This is a genomic window from Enterococcus sp. OL5, from assembly GCF_006491895.1.
Classification (GTDB): Bacteria; Bacillota; Bacilli; order Lactobacillales; family Enterococcaceae; genus Enterococcus_D; species Enterococcus_D innesii.
The window spans coordinates 354,139-372,017 of sequence record NZ_VHIL01000001.1; the positions used below are offsets into that span (position 1 = coordinate 354,139).

General features: G+C 41.3%; 15 protein-coding genes. 7 read left to right on the forward strand and 8 right to left on the reverse strand.

Features of this window, described 5'->3' with window-relative positions:
• Window positions 1-178: 178 nt before the first annotated feature.
• On the forward strand, window positions 179-364 hold the full coding sequence (locus FJU10_RS01700) for a hypothetical protein (protein ID WP_081117991.1): 186 nt from the start codon (window positions 179-181) through the stop codon (window positions 362-364).
• A 50-nt stretch (window positions 365-414) separates the two neighbouring features.
• Here FJU10_RS01700 and FJU10_RS01705 read toward each other — a convergent pair whose 3' ends face one another.
• The 3 genes from FJU10_RS01705 to FJU10_RS01715 form a co-directional block, all read right to left on the reverse strand.
• Window positions 415-1,884 carry a glycoside hydrolase family 1 protein gene (locus FJU10_RS01705; protein ID WP_140964983.1) on the reverse strand — a complete coding sequence of 490 codons (1,470 nt, stop codon included), beginning with the start codon at window positions 1,882-1,884 and terminating at the stop codon, window positions 415-417.
• A gap of 91 nt (window positions 1,885-1,975) precedes the next feature.
• Window positions 1,976-3,877 carry a beta-glucoside-specific PTS transporter subunit IIABC gene (locus FJU10_RS01710; protein WP_140964984.1) on the reverse strand — a complete coding sequence of 634 codons (1,902 nt, stop codon included), beginning with the start codon at window positions 3,875-3,877 and terminating at the stop codon, window positions 1,976-1,978.
• A gap of 169 nt (window positions 3,878-4,046) precedes the next feature.
• On the reverse strand, window positions 4,047-4,889 hold the full coding sequence (locus FJU10_RS01715) for a PRD domain-containing protein (protein ID WP_140964985.1): 843 nt from the start codon (window positions 4,887-4,889) through the stop codon (window positions 4,047-4,049).
• Between the two features lie 1,046 nt (window positions 4,890-5,935).
• Between FJU10_RS01715 and FJU10_RS01730 the strand changes: the two genes are divergently transcribed.
• The gene (locus FJU10_RS01730; RefSeq protein ID WP_140964986.1) at window positions 5,936-6,799 is read left to right on the forward strand and encodes a helix-turn-helix domain-containing protein; all 864 of its coding nucleotides are present in this window, start codon (window positions 5,936-5,938) and stop codon (window positions 6,797-6,799) included.
• A 182-nt stretch (window positions 6,800-6,981) separates the two neighbouring features.
• Here the strand turns inward: FJU10_RS01730 and FJU10_RS01735 are convergent, their stop codons facing one another.
• Window positions 6,982-8,775, reverse strand: coding sequence for an oligopeptide ABC transporter substrate-binding protein (locus tag FJU10_RS01735; RefSeq protein ID WP_140964987.1), 1,794 nt, complete (start codon window positions 8,773-8,775; stop codon window positions 6,982-6,984).
• A gap of 362 nt (window positions 8,776-9,137) precedes the next feature.
• Between FJU10_RS01735 and FJU10_RS01740 the strand changes: the two genes are divergently transcribed.
• The 5 genes from FJU10_RS01740 (at window position 9,138) to FJU10_RS01760 (ending at window position 13,894) form a co-directional block, all read left to right on the forward strand.
• Window positions 9,138-10,442: a DUF1576 domain-containing protein gene (locus FJU10_RS01740; protein WP_140964988.1), complete on the forward strand. Its 1,305-nt coding sequence runs from the start codon at window positions 9,138-9,140 to the stop codon at window positions 10,440-10,442.
• Window positions 10,435-10,785: a hypothetical protein gene (locus FJU10_RS01745; RefSeq protein ID WP_077454575.1), complete on the forward strand. Its 351-nt coding sequence runs from the start codon at window positions 10,435-10,437 to the stop codon at window positions 10,783-10,785. The genes FJU10_RS01740 and FJU10_RS01745 overlap by 8 nt, the downstream gene beginning before the upstream one ends.
• A 167-nt stretch (window positions 10,786-10,952) precedes the next feature.
• Window positions 10,953-11,315 carry a YxeA family protein gene (locus tag FJU10_RS01750; protein WP_077454576.1) on the forward strand — a complete coding sequence of 121 codons (363 nt, stop codon included), beginning with the start codon at window positions 10,953-10,955 and terminating at the stop codon, window positions 11,313-11,315.
• A 7-nt stretch (window positions 11,316-11,322) separates the two neighbouring features.
• Window positions 11,323-12,075 (forward strand): ABC transporter ATP-binding protein, encoded by a 753-nt coding sequence (locus tag FJU10_RS01755; RefSeq protein WP_081119314.1) that lies wholly within the window; start codon window positions 11,323-11,325, stop codon window positions 12,073-12,075.
• Window positions 12,076-12,088: 13 nt separating this feature from the next.
• Window positions 12,089-13,894: an FtsX-like permease family protein gene (locus FJU10_RS01760; protein ID WP_077454578.1), complete on the forward strand. Its 1,806-nt coding sequence runs from the start codon at window positions 12,089-12,091 to the stop codon at window positions 13,892-13,894.
• 97 nt (window positions 13,895-13,991) lie between these two features.
• On the opposite strand, the gene FJU10_RS01765 is transcribed toward FJU10_RS01760, so the two are convergent.
• The 4 genes from FJU10_RS01765 to FJU10_RS01780 form a co-directional block, all read right to left on the reverse strand.
• A complete protein-coding gene (locus FJU10_RS01765) occupies window positions 13,992-14,705 on the reverse strand; it encodes a demethylmenaquinone methyltransferase (protein WP_140964989.1) in 714 nt (237 codons plus the stop codon).
• Between the two features lie 159 nt (window positions 14,706-14,864).
• Window positions 14,865-15,593: a GntR family transcriptional regulator gene (locus tag FJU10_RS01770; protein WP_140964990.1), complete on the reverse strand. Its 729-nt coding sequence runs from the start codon at window positions 15,591-15,593 to the stop codon at window positions 14,865-14,867.
• 100 nt (window positions 15,594-15,693) lie between these two features.
• A complete protein-coding gene (celB, locus tag FJU10_RS01775) occupies window positions 15,694-17,049 on the reverse strand; it encodes a PTS cellobiose transporter subunit IIC (RefSeq protein WP_081119318.1) in 1,356 nt (451 codons plus the stop codon).
• A complete protein-coding gene (locus tag FJU10_RS01780; RefSeq protein WP_140964991.1) occupies window positions 17,033-17,545 on the reverse strand; it encodes a hypothetical protein in 513 nt (170 codons plus the stop codon). The genes celB and FJU10_RS01780 overlap by 17 nt, the downstream gene beginning before the upstream one ends.
• Window positions 17,546-17,879 lie beyond the last annotated feature (334 nt).

Genomic DNA, 17,879 nt, shown 5'->3' on the forward strand with positions numbered 1-17,879 from the left:
ACTCTGTTAGATTTTGAACTTAAGTTCAATGACATGCCAATCGTTTGTCTATCCCCTTCTTTCAAGCGATCACTACTCCCATAAGCACCTTGCCTCCTTGATAGATTAAATATATAATCAAATTGTAATTTAAAACACACAACAAAAACCGCCAACACTCTTGAAAGGAGCTTGCTCTATGAATTGGCTCACCTTTATTATCCAACCACTGACCCTGTTGTTTTTTCTTACAGTATTCTCTCTTGTCTATTTGATGCCCGAATCCGTTGTGCCTAAATTAAAAATGAAAAAATGGGCGTTGACTGTTTCATTGATCTTTCTAGCATGGCAGCTGCTAACCCCCTTTCTCTTCTTTTTTTACTGAGCACAACAAAAAAGCGGCTCTCTTTGGTGAGAGCCGCTTTGGTTTATTTTTTAATCCGGTAACAAACTACCGCCATTGGTAGCAATGACTTCTTTGTACCAGTAGAAACTATCTTTACGGGAACGGTCAAAGCTACCGTTTCCTTCATCATCCGCATCTACATAGACAAAGCCGTAACGTTTCGACATTTCTGACGTTGAAGCCGAAACTAAGTCGGTACAACCCCAAGGCGTATAGCCCATCAATTCCACACCATCTTCGATTGCTTCATACATTTGTTCGATATGTGCCTTCAAATAATCGATGCGATAGCTGTCATGGATCGATCCATCCTCTTCCACCGTATCCAAGGCACCTAAGCCGTTTTCAACAATAAATAATGGTACTTGGTAGCGGTCGTACAAATTATTCAAAGTCACACGCAAGCCGATTGGATCGATTTGCCACCCCCAGTCAGAGGCTTCCAAGTAAGGATTTGATTCGCCTAAAGAAAAGTTTCCGGCAGTTGCTTCGCCACCTTCTTCAGGATTGTGGCGGGCAATAGAACTCATGTAGTAAGAAAAGGACATGAAGTCAACAGGGTATTGCGCAAGAATATCTAAATCGCCGTCTTCGAAGGTCACTTCGATGCCATTTTCTTTAAAGAAGCGCTTCGTATATGCTGGATATTTCCCACGAACTTGGACATCAGAAAAGAAGAGATTCTCGTGATCACGCTTGATTTCTTCCATCACATCTGCTGGATTTGGTGTTGCTGGGTAGGCTTGCATTCGTGCCAACATCATTCCTACTTTGATGTCAGGATTGATCTCGTGGGCAAATTTTGTTGCTAAACTAGAAGCCACAAATTGATGATGCACAGCTTGATACATGTCAGAAAGGTTTTGCGTGCCATCTTCGGATAATAAGGCACCGCCAACATAGCCAGAGATCCCCATGATATTGATTTCATTGAAGGTCAACCAGTATTTGACTTTGTCTTTGTAACGGGTCAAGACGGTTTCTGCGTATTTAACAAACAAATCGATTACTTGACGATTTTTCCAGCCGCCATAGTTTAACGCGATCCCAATAGGTGTTTCGTAGTGAGAGAGGGTCACTAAGGGTTCGATCCCATATTTTGCACACTCATCAAACACATTGTCATAAAATTGCAAGCCTTCTTCATTTGGCTGAGCATCGTCACCATTTGGAAAAATTCTTGACCAAGCGATGGATAGACGGAAGGTTTTGAAGCCCATCTCTGCGTACAAGGCGATATCTTCTTTGTAACGATGGTAGAAATCTGATCCCCAACGTTTTGGATACAAGCCTTCTTTGTCATTTAAAGCAAACAAGACTTTTTCCCGGGTCATTGGTGCAGCAAATTCTGCCATGTTTTTGCGGTCTTCTGGTTTGACAGCAATCGCTGTATCGGATGTCGCTGGACCACGTCCGCCTTCGTTCCATGCTCCTTCAAATTGGTTGGCTGCAGTGGCGCCGCCCCATAAAAATCCTTTTGGAAATTGTTTTTCTGTCATGATTAGCCTACTTTCTTTTTTCTCATTGATCGGCACAGTGGATCAGCAAGAAAGCAATCTTACTGATCCAACGACGTGCCGTTAAACCTATTTATTTTACGACTTCAATCAAATCGTCCTTCGCTGTTACTTCTTTTGACTGTGTCGTTTGGATGTCACTATAGTCGCTAGAGTTCGTGACGATGACTGGTGTCAGCAAGGAATAGCCTTCCGCGCGAATCGCCTCTGTATCAAAAGAGATCAATTTTTGACCGGCTTTGACTTTGTCTCCTTGGTTGATGTAGGCAGTAAAGTGATTGCCTTCAAGTTCCACCGTATTCATGCCGATGTGGATCAATAGTTCTGTTCCATCTTCTGTCACTAAGCCGATGGCATGTTTTGTTGGAAACAAGATTTTGACTTCTGCATCTGCTGGCGCAGTGATTTCACCGATCGCTGGTTCAACGGCGATCCCTTTTCCCATAGCACCTGAAGAAAAGACTTTGTCTTCCACATCTGCTAATGCAACCACTTGACCGGTTACTGGGCTTTTGACTGTTTCATCTTTGACGCTGGCAGAAACGGTTTTTGCTGCTGGTGCTGGCGCTGCTGGTGTTGCTTGTCCGTCGACTGGTGAATCAACAGTTGTATACAATGTTGGTACTTTCAACAACATCATGATGATAAAGGATGCCACGATCGCAATCACTGTACCGATGGCTAAGTGAATGACGCTATGGAAGCTGCCTGTTGCTGGATCGATATATGCAGGATACAAGAAGATCCCCATACCACCCATTGCGTAGCCAGTGACATTAAAGATCGACAAGTAGATACCGACGAAACCTGAAACTAAACAAGAAACGATAAATGGTGTTTTCATTGGCAACGTGTACCCGTAGATCGCAGGTTCAGTCACACCGAAGATCGATGAGATCAACGCTGGCATTGCGCCTTGTTTGACTTTTGGTTCTTTCGTTTTCAACCAAATCGCTGCTAACACACCCGTTTGCGTGAAACATGGTAGCACTGCGGCGGTCAAAATAATCGAAGAGCCGTTTTGCGCCATATCCATGATTGCCAATGGCACAAGCCCCCAGTGAAGACCAAACATTACCAATACTTGCCATAATGCCCCTAAAGCAAAGCCGTAAATGATTGGGCTGAAATCATAAACCGCTTGGAAAGCAATACCGATCCAGCTAGATGCTGTATTTGCGACTGGGCCTACCACAAAGAAGGTCAACGGCACAGTGATCAAAATCGTTACAAAAGGAACCACAAACATTTTGACTACATCAGGTGTAACTTTGCGCATAAACTGTTCAATTTTCGAAGCGACAAAAATCGCTAAAATAATCGGCAGTACGCTGTTAAAGTAGCCCCCTGCTGGTAAGGTCAAGGTTAGACCGAAGACTTTGCTCGCTTCAGCAACGCTTTCTGCTAAGCCCGGATAAACCATCGCCCCTGCGATCGCCAAAGCCGTATAGGTATTCATCTTGAATTTCTTCGCTGCGGTCACGGCTAAGATCATTGGTAAGTATTGGAACAAACCATCGCCTAGGGTATTCATTACCACATAGATACCATTGGTCGCTTCCATCCCTGTTGCTGCAAGTAATGCCGTAATTCCTTTTAAGATACCGGCTGCCGCTAATGGACCTAAGAACGGTTGAAACAAACTTGAGATGACATCGATAAAGCGATCAAACAAACTGCCTTTCTTTTCGTCACCTTCATCGATATCAAGGCTGCCACCATCGGCTAATCCGCCAACTTTCAACACCTCATCATAGACATCTGGTACATGATTGCCGATAACCACTTGGTATTGTCCACCTGCTTTGACGACTGTTACAACACCGTCACGTTTTTGTAAGTAATCGGTATCGGCTTTGCTTTCGTCTTTTAAGTGGAACCGCAAGCGTGTCACACAGTGTTTTACAGAAGAGACATTTTCTTTGCCGCCAACGTGGGCCAAAATGTCTTGTGCTAATTCAGTATATTTTGCCATTTTGATTTCTCCTTTTTAATAGATCATTTAATAAAAATAAAAAGACCGGCCATTTCTACAATAAACAAGCAAGAGTATCACCCATAAAAAACGAGACGGGTCTCCTCAACGAGTATTGTAAGAAAGTGCAGGTCTTGCCAGCCGAACTGTAACGAATCCATTTCCATTCTTAAGTCAATTTTGAGTGAGCGGATAAGTTGCCGATATGCAGAATCAAATACATCAATTCCATATCGTTGACATGCCAGCCCTTTTGTTCAAATAAGTATTCTTTGATCGAATCTGCGGTTTCTTTTTCTTTCGGATAGCTGCTGAAAGCCAAGGCAATCATCGGATTAGCCAATACTGGCTCTTCTTTTTCTTGACTTTGTCGAATTAAATAATAGCGAATGTGGGTCACAAACCGTTGGAAGTAGGAAGAATTCTCATCGTACTCGATGTTCATGCTATACTTAACGATCCGTAAAATATTGTTGGTCAACTCGGTGTGCTCATAGGCACTTTGATTGGCGCTTTTTTCAATTTGCGCATTGACGAAATGCAAGGTAATAAAAGCAGCTTCTTCTTGTGAAAAATCTGGGTACAGCTCTTTGCGGATCAACTCCACCGCTTGAAGACTGACCGCATATTCTTTGGCGTAAATCTTCTTGATTTCCCAGTGCATGGGATTGGTCAAAACAATGTCTTGCTTTTGACGACTGATGGCAAACAAGATATGATCCATCAGTGTGAAATAAACATTCGGATTGAAATCGGTTCCAACACTTTCCCGAAAAAGACGCACGATTTCATAAATCACGGCCATTTGTTTTTCGTCAGCCTTCGTCATGACTTTCGACATATGTTCCACTGTCAAGTCATCTTCTGGGTAGTATTTTTTTTCGATTCGCTCAGCCGGAATCAGGTCACCCGGTTTCGTTTGAAAGCCGATCCCTTTTCCCATTAGGATCACTTCAACTTCATCTTCTTTTGAAAGTACAACATTGTTGTTGATCCTCTTGATAATCTTCACGAACGATCCTCCTTGATCAGCATAGCCCGCTCAATACCATACATGGCTTGTCTTCTATGCAGAAGGTCTTTTATTTTTTTCTCTGAATTGCCCCTAAGTGATAAGAATACTAACTGTACCATACAATGATGCAAAAATTATTCAAACCTAGCTGGCAGTTCATTGGCGCTCCTCTTCTCCCCTCCTTCGATGATCAATGACTGGATCTTACCTTGGAACCGGTTCTTTTTTAGCGAATAGAAATTATTGAGCAAAAAAAGAAGACCAAAGCAAAAAAGTGTACAACCCAAGAAAATTTTGGGTAATCAACGCACTTTTTTCCTCTGGTCTTGCCTGCCGAACAGTAACGAATCCAGTAATGAGAACACTCTCGTGTTCCGTTGAGATAATAGTACTCATTCTGAGAAAAAATGTCAACACTTTTTTTGCAAACGTTTTTCTTTTTTTGTTTTTGACTTTTTTTCACTATCTTTCTCACTGAATTTATTGTCTAGCTTTGGTCTTTTAGTTCACTTGAAATAAACGGTTTACTGTATAGCACAATTAGATCACAAAAAAACCGTAATCTTCGTGCATTACGGTCATAGCTGGAAGTATGATGCTTGAAAGACGATCAATCACAAAGAATCAGAAAATTGGGGAAGGTCTGGTGCATGACAGACATTCAATGGGACTGACCACCTTGCGCGATTCATGCGTTTCATGACTTCCACAAACGAAAAGGTCTCTTTGAGCGGGGGAATCAATCAAATAACCTTTCGATTCTTCAAGATCTTCTCTTTCCTGCTTAGAATGTTCGCAGTTCGCCGCGTAAAAAGCAGGAGCTAAACGAAATTTCATTCATCAATCTGTCACTGATTATTCAATGACAAGTATCTAAATGAAAGCCTGTACTAGTTTTTAAATGGGTTGATTTCCCAAGGACCAAATGGTTCAAATTCCATGAAAAACGACCTCCTTTATTATTTGCTATACCCTATTATATTTGATAACATGTTATTAAAATCACATTGTTCAGAAATGCGTCACAGTTAAGGAGGTCCCCCATGAAACAGCAAGGCTCTTTAATCAAAAAACTGCGCACAGATCGCAAAATCTCGCAAGCCAGGCTTGCCGAAGGTATTTCCTCTCGTACCACCCTTTCTTCTTTCGAAAATCGTAAAACAAACCTCTCTTCACAAACCCTGTTTGATTATTTTGATAAGATGAATATCACAGTTCATGAGTTTAGTCTGCTTCTTGACAGCGAAGCCACGGATCAAAAACGACAACTCGTACAAGACTTCTATACCCGTTATTATGACAGAACACTCACCCTTGATTACTTGACGAGCCTAGAAGAACGTTACTTTGAGACACAAAATTTTTTTTATTATTCTTTGTATATCCAAGGCCTGTTACTGCTCAATCGAGAATCATTTCTTAAGAATCAGCAAGCGTATTCGAAAGAAGTTGAATTAGTGAAGCAATATTTGTTCGATATCGAAACATGGGGACGCTTTGAACTGAATCTGTTCTCCAATTTGTTATTTATTTTTGACCAAGAAACCATCAGCTATTATTTAGACCATGGAATCAAAAAAATTCTTCGCTATGCCAATGATCCCTTTTATGCAAATCTGTTAAGTGTCGTGATCTTAAACGGCTGTGCATTCGCCAGCGAGAATAAGGATTCCTACTTGCTTAACAAGTTTCTGCTCTTGTCTCATCCCTTGCCTAATACACCTCTTTATTTTTATTTAAAAATCCATCAAGTGTTGTATCAAGAGATCTATTCGTACTTACAATCTTCTCAATTAAACAAAGAAGTGTTAAGAAACAGCTTAATCGTTATCGAACAAGCCGGGTATCAGAATCATAACATCGATTTAAAAAATCTGATTTATGCTGTGACGAGCATCTCCATTTAGTTTTCAGCGCTTCGTGCTTTCCTATACTCCCTGTCTGCCATCTAAAGGACGTTTTTTCAGACAAGCATACTCTATACTTCTACACAAAAAACCAGTTAGGCCCATAGGCCTAACTGGTACTGGTAAGGGTCCGTCTGTCAGAAAACAGAGTCTACGACTATTCTTGTGGTTTAGCTTCCCGACTAACGAGATTCTGAAGTAACCCCAATAGTCGCCCATGGGTTATGATCTGGATCATATGCCCAAGTGAAGTTTGCGACCCGATCAGAGATCGGCAATACTTGGTTACGATAAAGTGTTGGAATACCGAATGCTTCTTCCAATGCATACTCTTGCCATGCGTCAAATGCTTCTTTACGTTTTTCTTCATCAAATGAATCATTTGAATCGATAGCTGCCAACAATTCTGTATTGCGGTCTGACTCATAGCGAGTGTAGTTGAAGGCAGAATTTGGTCCCCATAGACCGGTCGGTGAAGGATCAGATCCTGTTCCCCAAGCAGCTAAATAAACGTCGATGTCTGGATCATCATTTTTCAGCTTGTCGTAGAATGCTTGGAAGTCAATCAAACGTCCTGTTGAGTATTGAACATCCAAACCGATTTCTTGCCATTGTTGGACATAGTAATCCGCCAACGGTTGTGCAGTTTCTCCACCTGCCATTGAAGCAAAGTTGATGGTCAATTTGTTGCCATCTGGATCTTCACGGAAGCCATCGCCATCCACATCAATAAAGCCAGCATCATCTAGGAGCTGATTCGCTCTATCTAAATCTAAATGGTAGCCTTCAGCTTCTGAATTGTGCAATGAGCCATAAACAGGTGGGATCAGAGTGCTAGCATTTGAGCGCAAACCATAATAGAAACGCTCGCCAATTGCATCATTGTCTACTGCATAGCCCATCGCTTGGCGCAACGCTTTATTTGCCATTTTTGCATCCGGATCGTATTCGACACTATTTGTTTCTTCATTCCAAGTACCCAATTTGAAACCAAGGTACGTATAGGATTGTTCTGGACGGCCTAAGATTTGATATCCATCAGTATCCGCGTAAGAATCGTAAGTATCAGTAGGCATTTTCAGTGCAAGATCATATTGTTTCGCATTCAATGCTTCGTTGATTGATGCGGAAGGAACGCCACGCATAACGATTTTGTCCAAAGGCGGTGTATCTCCGTAATAATGCTCATTCGGGATATATTCAACCGTCTCACCTGGAACGATGTTGCTCATTTGGTAAGGACCAAAACCAATTGGGTTGCTTCGAACGGGATCACTAGATTCCATATCTGCCACTTCAATGCCTTCAAAAGTATGTTTTGGTAATGCTGAATACCATACACCGCCACCTAGTTGCATCATTCCTGGATGCATTTCTTTAAATTCAATCTCAACAACTTTATCGCTGACAGCGGTAATTCCCGAAATCGTATCTGAATCTCCGTTGTGATATTCTTCCATTCCGACTACATTGGTAAAGGTGTTGTCATAACGAATACCGGTATAGTCTTGATGTCCAATAACTTCGTAAGAGAAAATAACGTCTTCAGCTGTGACATCTTCCCCGTCTGACCATTTCAAGTCATCTCGCAAAGTGATCGTTGCTATATTATTCTCAATATCTAAATCAAGATCAGCTGCTCCACCATCAACGATTTTGAAATCTGCATCTTTTAAAAAGAGCTGTTCGTGACTAGGTAACATAAAATCATTGTCATACGTATCTTGATAGAACTCCCATTGGAACAATCCTTGGAATTGGGTATCCATGACGACTGCTACATCCAATGTACCGCCATCCATTACTTCACCATCGTTCACTACTGCCAATGGCATGGTGCTGATATCTGATGCTGCCGCGTCTGATGACGACTCTCCTGTATCTGTGGATCCTGTCCCACCTTCGTTACTTTGTCCGCACGCACCTAAAACAAGCGCTGCCAATAAAGTGATCATGCCAAACTTCGTTTTCTTCATACTCTTCCTCCTTATTTAAATCCCCTCATTTATGATTCACTGATAAAAAAACCAAGCAAACAGTTTTTTTTATCTTAAAATGGCTTTTTTATTAGAAAATCTGAACGAGATTAACTAAATTATAACAATTTTCGCAAAATTCTTTCTGTCAATAATTTCACTAGGTAATGAAAATATTGAAAAAACCGCTAGAATTCTTACTAAATCGCTATTATTTTTCTCTAAAAATTCTTAATTTTTTCTTTTATTCAAACTCTTCTTCTCATCTTCCTTAAAAAAGAGGCTGCCGTAAACTGTCAGGAAACCCTTCTTTGATGAGAAAAGATGTGATACTATGAAAAAAAGGAGCGTTCATTGAAATTATGTCAGACAAACGAATTTTCTTACAAACAAAATCGAAACCTTTTGCACCCATTTCGCAGCTCTTAACCCAGCGCTTGCTTTTGGCGTATAGCATCGCCTTGATTCTTATTGGCTTCTTCGCCTCGCCTCCCCAAGCGTTGTGGCAAGGATCGTTGGCCATTTTGAATGCCCCTAGCAATTTGATTTCAGATTATTTTGCAGTCGGCAATCTTGGAAGCGCCTTTTTAAATAGCGGCTTATTGACCTTGATCAGTATCCTATTGGCTAAAAAGCAAGGAACCATTATTAGTGGTCCGATGATCGCTGCTTTCTTCACCATATCCGGCTTTTCTTTTTTCGGAAAAAACCTCTTTAACTCGATCCCCATTCCCTTGGGTGTCTACTTATATTCTTACATACAGCAGCGTCCTTCTACCCAAAATTCACTGGTTGCTTTATTTGGCAGTGCAGCCTCGCCAGTCATTAGTTACTTAGCATTTGGCTTAGGAATACCTTTGCCTCTAGGAATCGCACTAGGTTATGGGATTGGCGTTTTGATTGGCTTAACATTGCCACCTCTGGCAGCACAATTTTTGCAATTCCATCAAGGATTTTCTTTGTACAATATTGGGTTTGCCACTGGAATTATTACCATGTTTTTCACTAGTTTTTTACGCTTGTTCGATATGGAGGTCTATTCAAACAAACAATTGACGACTGAATACCACTATTACTTGACGGCTTTCTTGCTCATCCTTTGTTTCTCCTTGTTTCTTATCGGTTATTTTTTAAACCACCGATCTCTCAAAGACTTAAGAGACCTCTTCAAAACATCAGGGAAACTAATGACTGATTATGTCACGATTTTTTCTCTTGGCGTCACCATGATGAACATGGCAATGATGGGGCTCTTGATGCTAGTCTTTGTTTTTCTGCTCCAAGGCGAACTTTCTGGTCCCCTATTAGGGGCAGTGCTGACCGTGATCGGCTTCAGTGCCTTTGGGAATCACTGGAAAAATAGTTTACCTGTCATGATCGGTGTAGTTTTAGCAACCAAAGTCGGTTTGACATCTGATATATCGACCTTCAGCTTATTATTAACAGCGATCTTCGGCACAAGTCTGGCTCCTATCAGTGGTTACTATGGTCCGATAGCTGGTGTCTTAGCTGGAATCGTCCATGCAGCGCTAGTCACCAACATCACCTATTTACACGGTGGATTGAACTTATACAATAATGGTTTTTCCAGTGGATTTGTAGCAGCAGCAATGGTACCATTGTTAGATGAATACCAACAAATCAGAAGGCGGAGAAAAAATGATTGAAAAAGAACGGGCACGACGAATCGTCGATGAAGTGGTCACCTACTTTTTGTCCCATGACTGTCAAAAGATAACAAGTGAGATGGCCTTTGAAGCAGAGGGATTCAAAGCAGTCGTCGAAGGTCCTTTCCCAGAACAGCCCTCTGATTTAGAACATTTTATCGAAATGCTAAATACCCCAAGAGACAGTACTTTAGAAAACTATTATGTTGAATTATTAGGCGGTCACCAAACGATCCATGAAGAAAAAGACTACTATTTACTGGGTTTGATGATCGATGAAGCCGCCATAATGTATGATGAGGGACACTTAGTCGTTGAACTGTTTCGCAAAAAATACAATTGAAGAGCAATTAGCATAAAACGTTTCTGCTTTGTGAACCCCACAATTCAGAAACGTTTTTTGTTCGTTCGTCGTGACAAAATTGAAAGTTTATTGATAGATTTTTCACACTACTTTTCAGAAAACTAGCGTTATACTTTCATCATAATAAAAAACGAGGTGACCTATTGATGAAAAAATTTTTGATTGGACTGGCAGTTGTCGTACTTGTTGGATTCGGTGCATTGCAAATTGCTGAATCAGTCATCATGGGAGGCGATAGCTATTATGTTCAAATCACGACAGATGGTGAAAAAACGACTTCTAAAGATGACAACGGTAATGTCTTTACCCAATACCACTATGAATTGCCTGGATATGACGAAAATGGGAAAAGCAAAACCCTTGATTTCAATGGCTTCCAAGAGCGTCCTTTGCGTAAAGAAGCCTATCTAAAACTTACTTGGAATGAGAAAAAAGGCGTGACTAGCTATGAAGAGGTCAAAGAAAAAGATATTCCAGCGAAAGCATTAACTCAATTAAAAGGAGCGTAACTCAATCATGGAAAAAATTATTCAAGCAAATGAACTGACCAAAGTTTACGGAAAAGCCAACGAAAAACAAACCGAAGCCTTAAAAGGCATCAGCTTTGATATTGAAAAAGGCGAATTTATCGGAATCATGGGAGCTTCTGGTTCAGGAAAATCTACCCTACTAAATATTCTCTCAACCTTGGATCATCCAACAAACGGTACGATCCGCATCAACAACAACGATATCACGAAACTTAAAGGCGATGCCTTAGCAGATTTTCGCAGCCGCGAGATAGGGTTCATCTTCCAAGATTTTAATCTTTTAGAAAACTTAACAGCGTCAGAAAACATTGCCGTTCCCCTATCATTGCAAGGAGTCAAACCAAAAATGATCCAACAACGGATCAAACTTGTTGCAGAACGTTTGTCTATCACCCATATTCTCGACAAATATCCAGCAGCAATCTCCGGTGGGCAAAAACAACGGGTGGCAGCTGCTCGAGCCTTGATCACAGAACCAACGATTCTTTTTGCCGACGAACCCACGGGTGCCTTAGATTCAAAAAGCGCCAAAGATTTGTTGAATATGATGGATGATTTGAATACCAATGACCAAGTATCGATTTTATTGGTGACCCACGATCCTCTTTCCGCCAGCTATTGCCAACGTATTTTATTTATCAAAGACGGAAAGATCCATCAAGAAGTTAAACGAGAGGATCAAAGCCGCGAAGAATTTTATCGCAAGATCCTTGTCATTCTAGGAAACTTGGAACAATAAGGAGGAAGAACACATGCTTTGGAAATTATCACTTACCGGAATCAAAGGCCGGTTGAAGGATTATATCGTCCTCTTTTCTGGTTTAGTCATGGCCTCAGCCATCTTCTATATGTTCGAATCGATGGCCAGCAATGAAGCCTTTTTAAAAAGCAACTCAATCATTAGTATGGTGGTTTTCGTCTTTCGCTTTGGGTCTGTGTTACTAGGAATCATCACTTTTGCCTATATTTTGTATGCCAACTCATTTTTGATGGCAATGCGGCAAAAAGACTATGCAATGTTTATGATGCTTGGTGCTAAGGGACGTAAAATCGCCCAGATGATTTTTATCGAAACCTTCTTAGTCGGAATCGTAGCTACTGCTGTTGGTTCTTTGTTAGGGATTGGCTTGGCAAGTGGCGTGAATACCTTACTAGTGAATCAATTGAACTTGCAAATCAGTCATTATGCGGCATTTAGTCCTCAAGCATTAGTAGTGACCGTCATTTTCTTCTCCGTGCTCTTTTTGATTGCTGCTATTTTCAATGCACGGGCCATTGCCAAAAAATCCATATTGGCACTGCTTCGTGAAACAAGCACGCCTGCTCAGGCAAAACAACGGCCTATTTTATTGCTCTTGCAGACAGTGTTAGGGATCTGCTCTTTAGCGATTGGCTATTATATGATGAGCGATTTGTTGAAATTCCAATTGATTGGCATCGGCATCGCCCTCGTAACGATTGTTTTGGGTACCTATCTTGTTTTCCGATCAGTGATAATCACGATTTTAGGTCTTTTGAAGAAATCGGATGGGATCGCATTAAAACGACTAAACAATTTCACGCTCTCCCAATTAAGCTTCCGAATTCGTGATTATACTCAGATGCTTTCAATGGTGGCAATGCTCTTTGCTTTAGCCTTAGGTGCTTTGACTGTAGGTCTTGGCTTTAAAAACCAAATTCCGATCATGGCAAAAACAGCAGCCCCTTACGACTTATATTTAAACAATGCACAAGCCGTTTCAGATGAAAAGATCACTGCGTTAAAGCCAACCACAGATGTCAATTATACGTTGAAGGAAAGTAGTGATAGCATCTACTTTGTAAAAGAAGAATTTGATGATGCGAACTTATTGACCTCTGTTTACGACAACCTCAGTGTTGACGTTCATTACACCAAGGTTTCTGGTGAACAATTAGCAACCGATCCTACTCAACAAGATCAGTTACGTCAATATTTGCTCCCAGATCAACGTAGTAAAGAAATTAAAATTGTTGATCAAGCAGACTTTGATCGCTTGAGTGATCCTGAATCGAGTTTACGCATGATACAAGTCAAAGATTTTCAGTCCAACTACGAGGCATTGCATGAATTGGCTCAAGAAAATCAAACAGCAAATTCTTCTGAAACGCCGGACATGAATTTCACTCAACGAGTATTTGTCTATGATACTTACAACGGTATTTTTTCCGGCTTTGAGTTCATGGGCTTCTTCTTAGGAATCGCCTTCTTAACGATGTTAGCTAGCTGCTTGATGTTTAAAATTCTTTCTGGCGCAAACAGTGACATTCAACGTTACGCTATGTTGAAAAAAATCGGTACACGAACTAGCTTGCTGAAAGGATCGATTCGTAAAGAAATCGGCGTCTTGTTCCTAGTTCCCGGTATTTTAGGCATGATCCATGTCTTGTTCGGTCTCCAAATGTTCACGACGTTGATGATCGATCCGTATCATAACCTCTGGCTACCTTTTGGCATCTTTATCGCGCTCTATGCCGTTTATTACATGGTGACCATCTGGCTGTATACCAACATCGTGTTAGAACCAAAGAAAAAATAACTAGTAGAAACTTTCTGAATTGCTCAACGCAAAGAGACCATCGATCCGTTCGATGGTCTCTTTCATTTACTCGTGTTTTTTTAATCAAGGAGCGTTCTCAGTTTTGAGTTTTGATCCCCATGTGCATCGCTGCTGCTCCCCCTGCATAACTTTTGACTTGTAATATGCCAAAACCCGCTGCTTGAAATTCATTTGCTAACGTTTCTTTATCAGGAAAATCCCGTGCTGACTCTTGTAGCCAAGAGTATTCTTGGTAACTTTTTGCGAAAAGTTTGCCAAAAAAGGGCATGACATAGTGAAAATAAAAGGTGAACAACTGCCGCCAACCAATCAACGTCGGCTGCGACGTTTCTAAACAAACGATTTTCCCGCTTGGGCGCAGGACCCGGTGAATCTCCGCTAAGACTTGTTGACGATCAGCGACATTTCGCAAGCCGAAACCAATGGTCACATAATCAAAACTCTCGTTTGGAAAGCTTAATGCCATCGCATTGCCGGTCTGCCACAGGATTTGCGTTTGCTGTTTTTTCTGTGCTTTTTCTTGGGCAACCGTTAACATTTCTTCACTAAAATCAACACCGGTCACTTGTCCTGTCGGACCGACTGCTTCATTTAAGGCAAATGCCCAGTCTCCAGTTCCGCAGCAGAGGTCTAATATTTCAGCACCTAGCGGCACTGCCATTCGTTTCATTGTATCCTTACGCCACCGTTTGTGTAGCTGAAAAGAGATAATACCGTTCATTCGATCATAACGGGAAGCAATCGATTCAAATACATCATGTACTTTGGTTTCTTTAGCTGTTGCTGCCATTACGGCACATCCCTTCTTTTCCTCGTTTTAGACGCTAAATTCTCAACCCTTAGGTGTCAGTTGCTATAAGTTGCTGATGATTTTAGTCTAGCACGAAAAAATGGGGGGAACAAAGACCATGCTTGCTATCGTTTTTAGTCGATTTACATTGTTAATAACTTAAAGTATTATCTTTTTGTGCATATACAGGGTTGCCATCCGATAATCATAATGAATCATTGAAAATGCCAATAGTTCGCCATTTCTTAAATAACTATCATCCCTTACAATCAATGCTGGCATGCCTTCTTCTAAATGAAAGAAGGCAGCTTGTTCCTTCGTTAACGGTTTGCTCTGGATAAACTTGTCGATGAAGGCAACCGTCAGCTGTTTTTCTTCTGCCAAAGCTTGGAACATCGACCCATCCATCATTGTTTCTGAGATCTCCCCTACGATTTCAGGAATATAATAGGAACGTTCAATTAAATACGGTTTGTCATCTAGCGTACGAAACCGCTGAACTTCGATAAAGTGTTGATCTTTCGCAAATTGTTTATGACTAGGGAGAAACAACGCATCGGCTGCCTTGACCAGTCGTTTTGAGGCTTTGACTGTTCGAATATTTTTCTCACCTCGCGTCAAATCTTCATTGAAGCCAAGATCTCCTTGTTCAATGGTGGGTTTTTGGTTGCTCTGAAAGCGAATATAAGAACCTCGCCCTTGCATTTGATAGATCCAACCCATCTTGCTCAATTTATTGAGGGCTTGGCGTAACGTATAACGAGAAACGGGATAAATCGCCAAAAGCTCTCGTTCACTGGGCATCTTCCCCTGCTCATTTCCAATGTCACCGGCTTCAATCTTTCTGATCAATTCTGCTGCTAAGTCTTCAATACTGAGTTTGGTCATCTAGCTACTCCTTTCTATTCGATTCTTTACTACTATTATCATCCTCGGCGTAAAAAAAGCCAGCTATTTTTCATAGCTGGCTTATCAAAAAACGGATAGATTATGCCTTCGTTGCGTTTGCTTGTTCGTCCTTGTATAATTTGCCATCATACATTTTGATGAATGGGAACCAAATCAAGAAAGCAACGACTGCACAGATGATTGCTAAAACAAAGGCACGCCAGTCACCACCTGAACCAATAAAGCCAGATAAGCCAATTGGCGTCGGCCACGCTACTTGAGCAATCGGTGGGTTAACAAAGCCTAGGTTGATGCCAAAATAAGCAACGGACATTGAAGCCATCGGTGCTAAGAAGAATGGAATCGCTGTGTACGGGTTGTATACCACTGGCATCCCGAACAAAATCGGTTCATTGATATTGAAGAAGGACGGCACGATCGCTGCTTTTCCTAAAGCACTTAACTGCGCTGATTTTGCAAAGAAGGCGATGAAAATCACCATTCCTAATGTCGCTCCTGAACCACCGATCGTAACAAAACTATTGTTAAACTCGCCCGCAAAGGCAATGTTGGCACCATTTTGGTTTTCCACCATATTCGACAATACGATTGGCGTCAAGAATGAGGTCACGATCGTTGCCCCATGAATACCGACGATCCAGAGTGCATGCATGAAGAAGTAGATAACAAGTAGTCCGACCCAGGTACTGGTCAATTGCGTCACGAAACTAAAAGGAATCGCAATGACTTTGAAAATATCTGTGCCCATTGCGACTAATGCACCATTGATGACGATTACAGCTAATGAAGTCAGTGCCGTTGGGATCAATGCTGTAAAAGATGAAGATACTCCTGTTGGCACTGTATCAGGCATTTTGATAACAATATTGCGTTTCACACAGAATGCGTAGATTTTTACGGCAATGATCGCCATGATGATCGCTGTAAAGATCCCAGTTGTTCCTAAACGAGTCACCCCGCCAGCCATTTCCCAACCATCGATGATTTTTTGGTCATCAGAAATCACATTGACTAGTGTTGCCATACCACCTTCAAAAACTAGTTGTGGCAAGCACATAAAGAACGCCATCATTGAAAGCAACGCACCATTGACTGGGCTAAGAACGATTTTCTCTTCTTGCGCTTGGATTTTCGTGTACTCGTAACCAAACACGACACAGAAGTAAAGTGCTAAAATCCCCATTGTTGCGGTATTACCTAACATGTAAAGATTTTGGATTTTATCGAATGACGCACTCCAAATACCTTCTAATGCAGGGAAGCTTTGTGGCAAAACACTGACGATCAAGAACATTGATCCTACGATAGTGAAAGGAATCGACGCCATCCCGGCTGCCATGACCCCACGAACGATCCGTAACTGTGAGATTTTTCCCATTGGACCCATTAAGTAGCGGTCCAAGAAGGCAAACATTTTGTTATTTTCTGAATCCATTGACTGTTCCTCCTTGTGTTTCAAATGTAGTCAAATACGTGAAATACTTGTCGCGATCATGCTCGATCAACCAGGCTTTACGCTGGATGAACAGGCACGCCATCATGCCGACAGTAAACAAGGCAAGTAAGATGCCTCTACCCGATTGATTCATAAAAGGAATCAATGTTGCTTGCTGTCCGATCAAAATACCAAAAATTGCAATGAGATTAACGCCGAATTGGAGCCAATACCCGATTTTTGTCACCAGTAAACGATTCGATTGCTGCCAATATTTTTGAGTTTGTTCAATAAGTATAAGTCCATCAACGATCAATAAGGCAATGGGAATCAAACCCGCCCATGTCCATTGAGACAGGCTCAATAGGGTCCAATAAAGATTGACAAAGAAAAAGATCGCAGTCATATAACGAAAAAGTAAAAAACGATTAAACCGCATACTTTTGTTTGCATATTCTTTCTTGGCTGCTGGGGTTACCGGTTTCCTTTTGGTCACAAGTCCTCCTCCTTTCGTTTTGCTTCCGCTCGACAACTTGTTCGAACAAGTTATATTCTAGCAGAATTCCTGTTGAATGCAACCGATTTCTTTTTGAAAGTGTTCTCTGAAAATAACCTGCTTTTTCATATGTTATTTCTGAAAAGTTAAGCCGATCTCAAGGAACCGTGCAGGATAATACTGGAATGTTCCTGATGTTTGACTTTTGTACGAGCAGAAAAAAAGTTATTTTTAGCATTACTTTTGCAAAAAATATTTGTTTCTGAAGGCTTTATCCCCCACGCAAGGCAACAGGTTTGTCAACTTGCTAACTTTACAGTACACTCTAAGTAAC

Excerpts from the sequence above, each read along its gene's own strand:
- FJU10_RS01700 (WP_081117991.1), top strand. The coding sequence starts at position 179 with ATGAATTGGCTCACCTTTATTATCCAACCACTGACCCTGTTGTTTTTT.
- FJU10_RS01705 (WP_140964983.1), bottom strand. The coding sequence starts at position 1,884 with ATGACAGAAAAACAATTTCCAAAAGGATTTTTATGGGGCGGCGCCACT.
- FJU10_RS01710 (WP_140964984.1), bottom strand. The coding sequence starts at position 3,877 with ATGGCAAAATATACTGAATTAGCACAAGACATTTTGGCCCACGTTGGC.
- FJU10_RS01730 (WP_140964986.1), top strand. The coding sequence starts at position 5,936 with ATGAAACAGCAAGGCTCTTTAATCAAAAAACTGCGCACAGATCGCAAA.
- FJU10_RS01735 (WP_140964987.1), bottom strand. The coding sequence starts at position 8,775 with ATGAAGAAAACGAAGTTTGGCATGATCACTTTATTGGCAGCGCTTGTT.
- FJU10_RS01740 (WP_140964988.1), top strand. The coding sequence starts at position 9,138 with ATGTCAGACAAACGAATTTTCTTACAAACAAAATCGAAACCTTTTGCA.
- FJU10_RS01745 (WP_077454575.1), top strand. The coding sequence starts at position 10,435 with ATGATTGAAAAAGAACGGGCACGACGAATCGTCGATGAAGTGGTCACC.
- FJU10_RS01750 (WP_077454576.1), top strand. The coding sequence starts at position 10,953 with ATGAAAAAATTTTTGATTGGACTGGCAGTTGTCGTACTTGTTGGATTC.
- FJU10_RS01755 (WP_081119314.1), top strand. The coding sequence starts at position 11,323 with ATGGAAAAAATTATTCAAGCAAATGAACTGACCAAAGTTTACGGAAAA.
- FJU10_RS01760 (WP_077454578.1), top strand. The coding sequence starts at position 12,089 with ATGCTTTGGAAATTATCACTTACCGGAATCAAAGGCCGGTTGAAGGAT.
- FJU10_RS01765 (WP_140964989.1), bottom strand. The coding sequence starts at position 14,705 with ATGGCAGCAACAGCTAAAGAAACCAAAGTACATGATGTATTTGAATCG.
- FJU10_RS01770 (WP_140964990.1), bottom strand. The coding sequence starts at position 15,593 with ATGACCAAACTCAGTATTGAAGACTTAGCAGCAGAATTGATCAGAAAG.
- celB (WP_081119318.1), bottom strand. The coding sequence starts at position 17,049 with ATGGATTCAGAAAATAACAAAATGTTTGCCTTCTTGGACCGCTACTTA.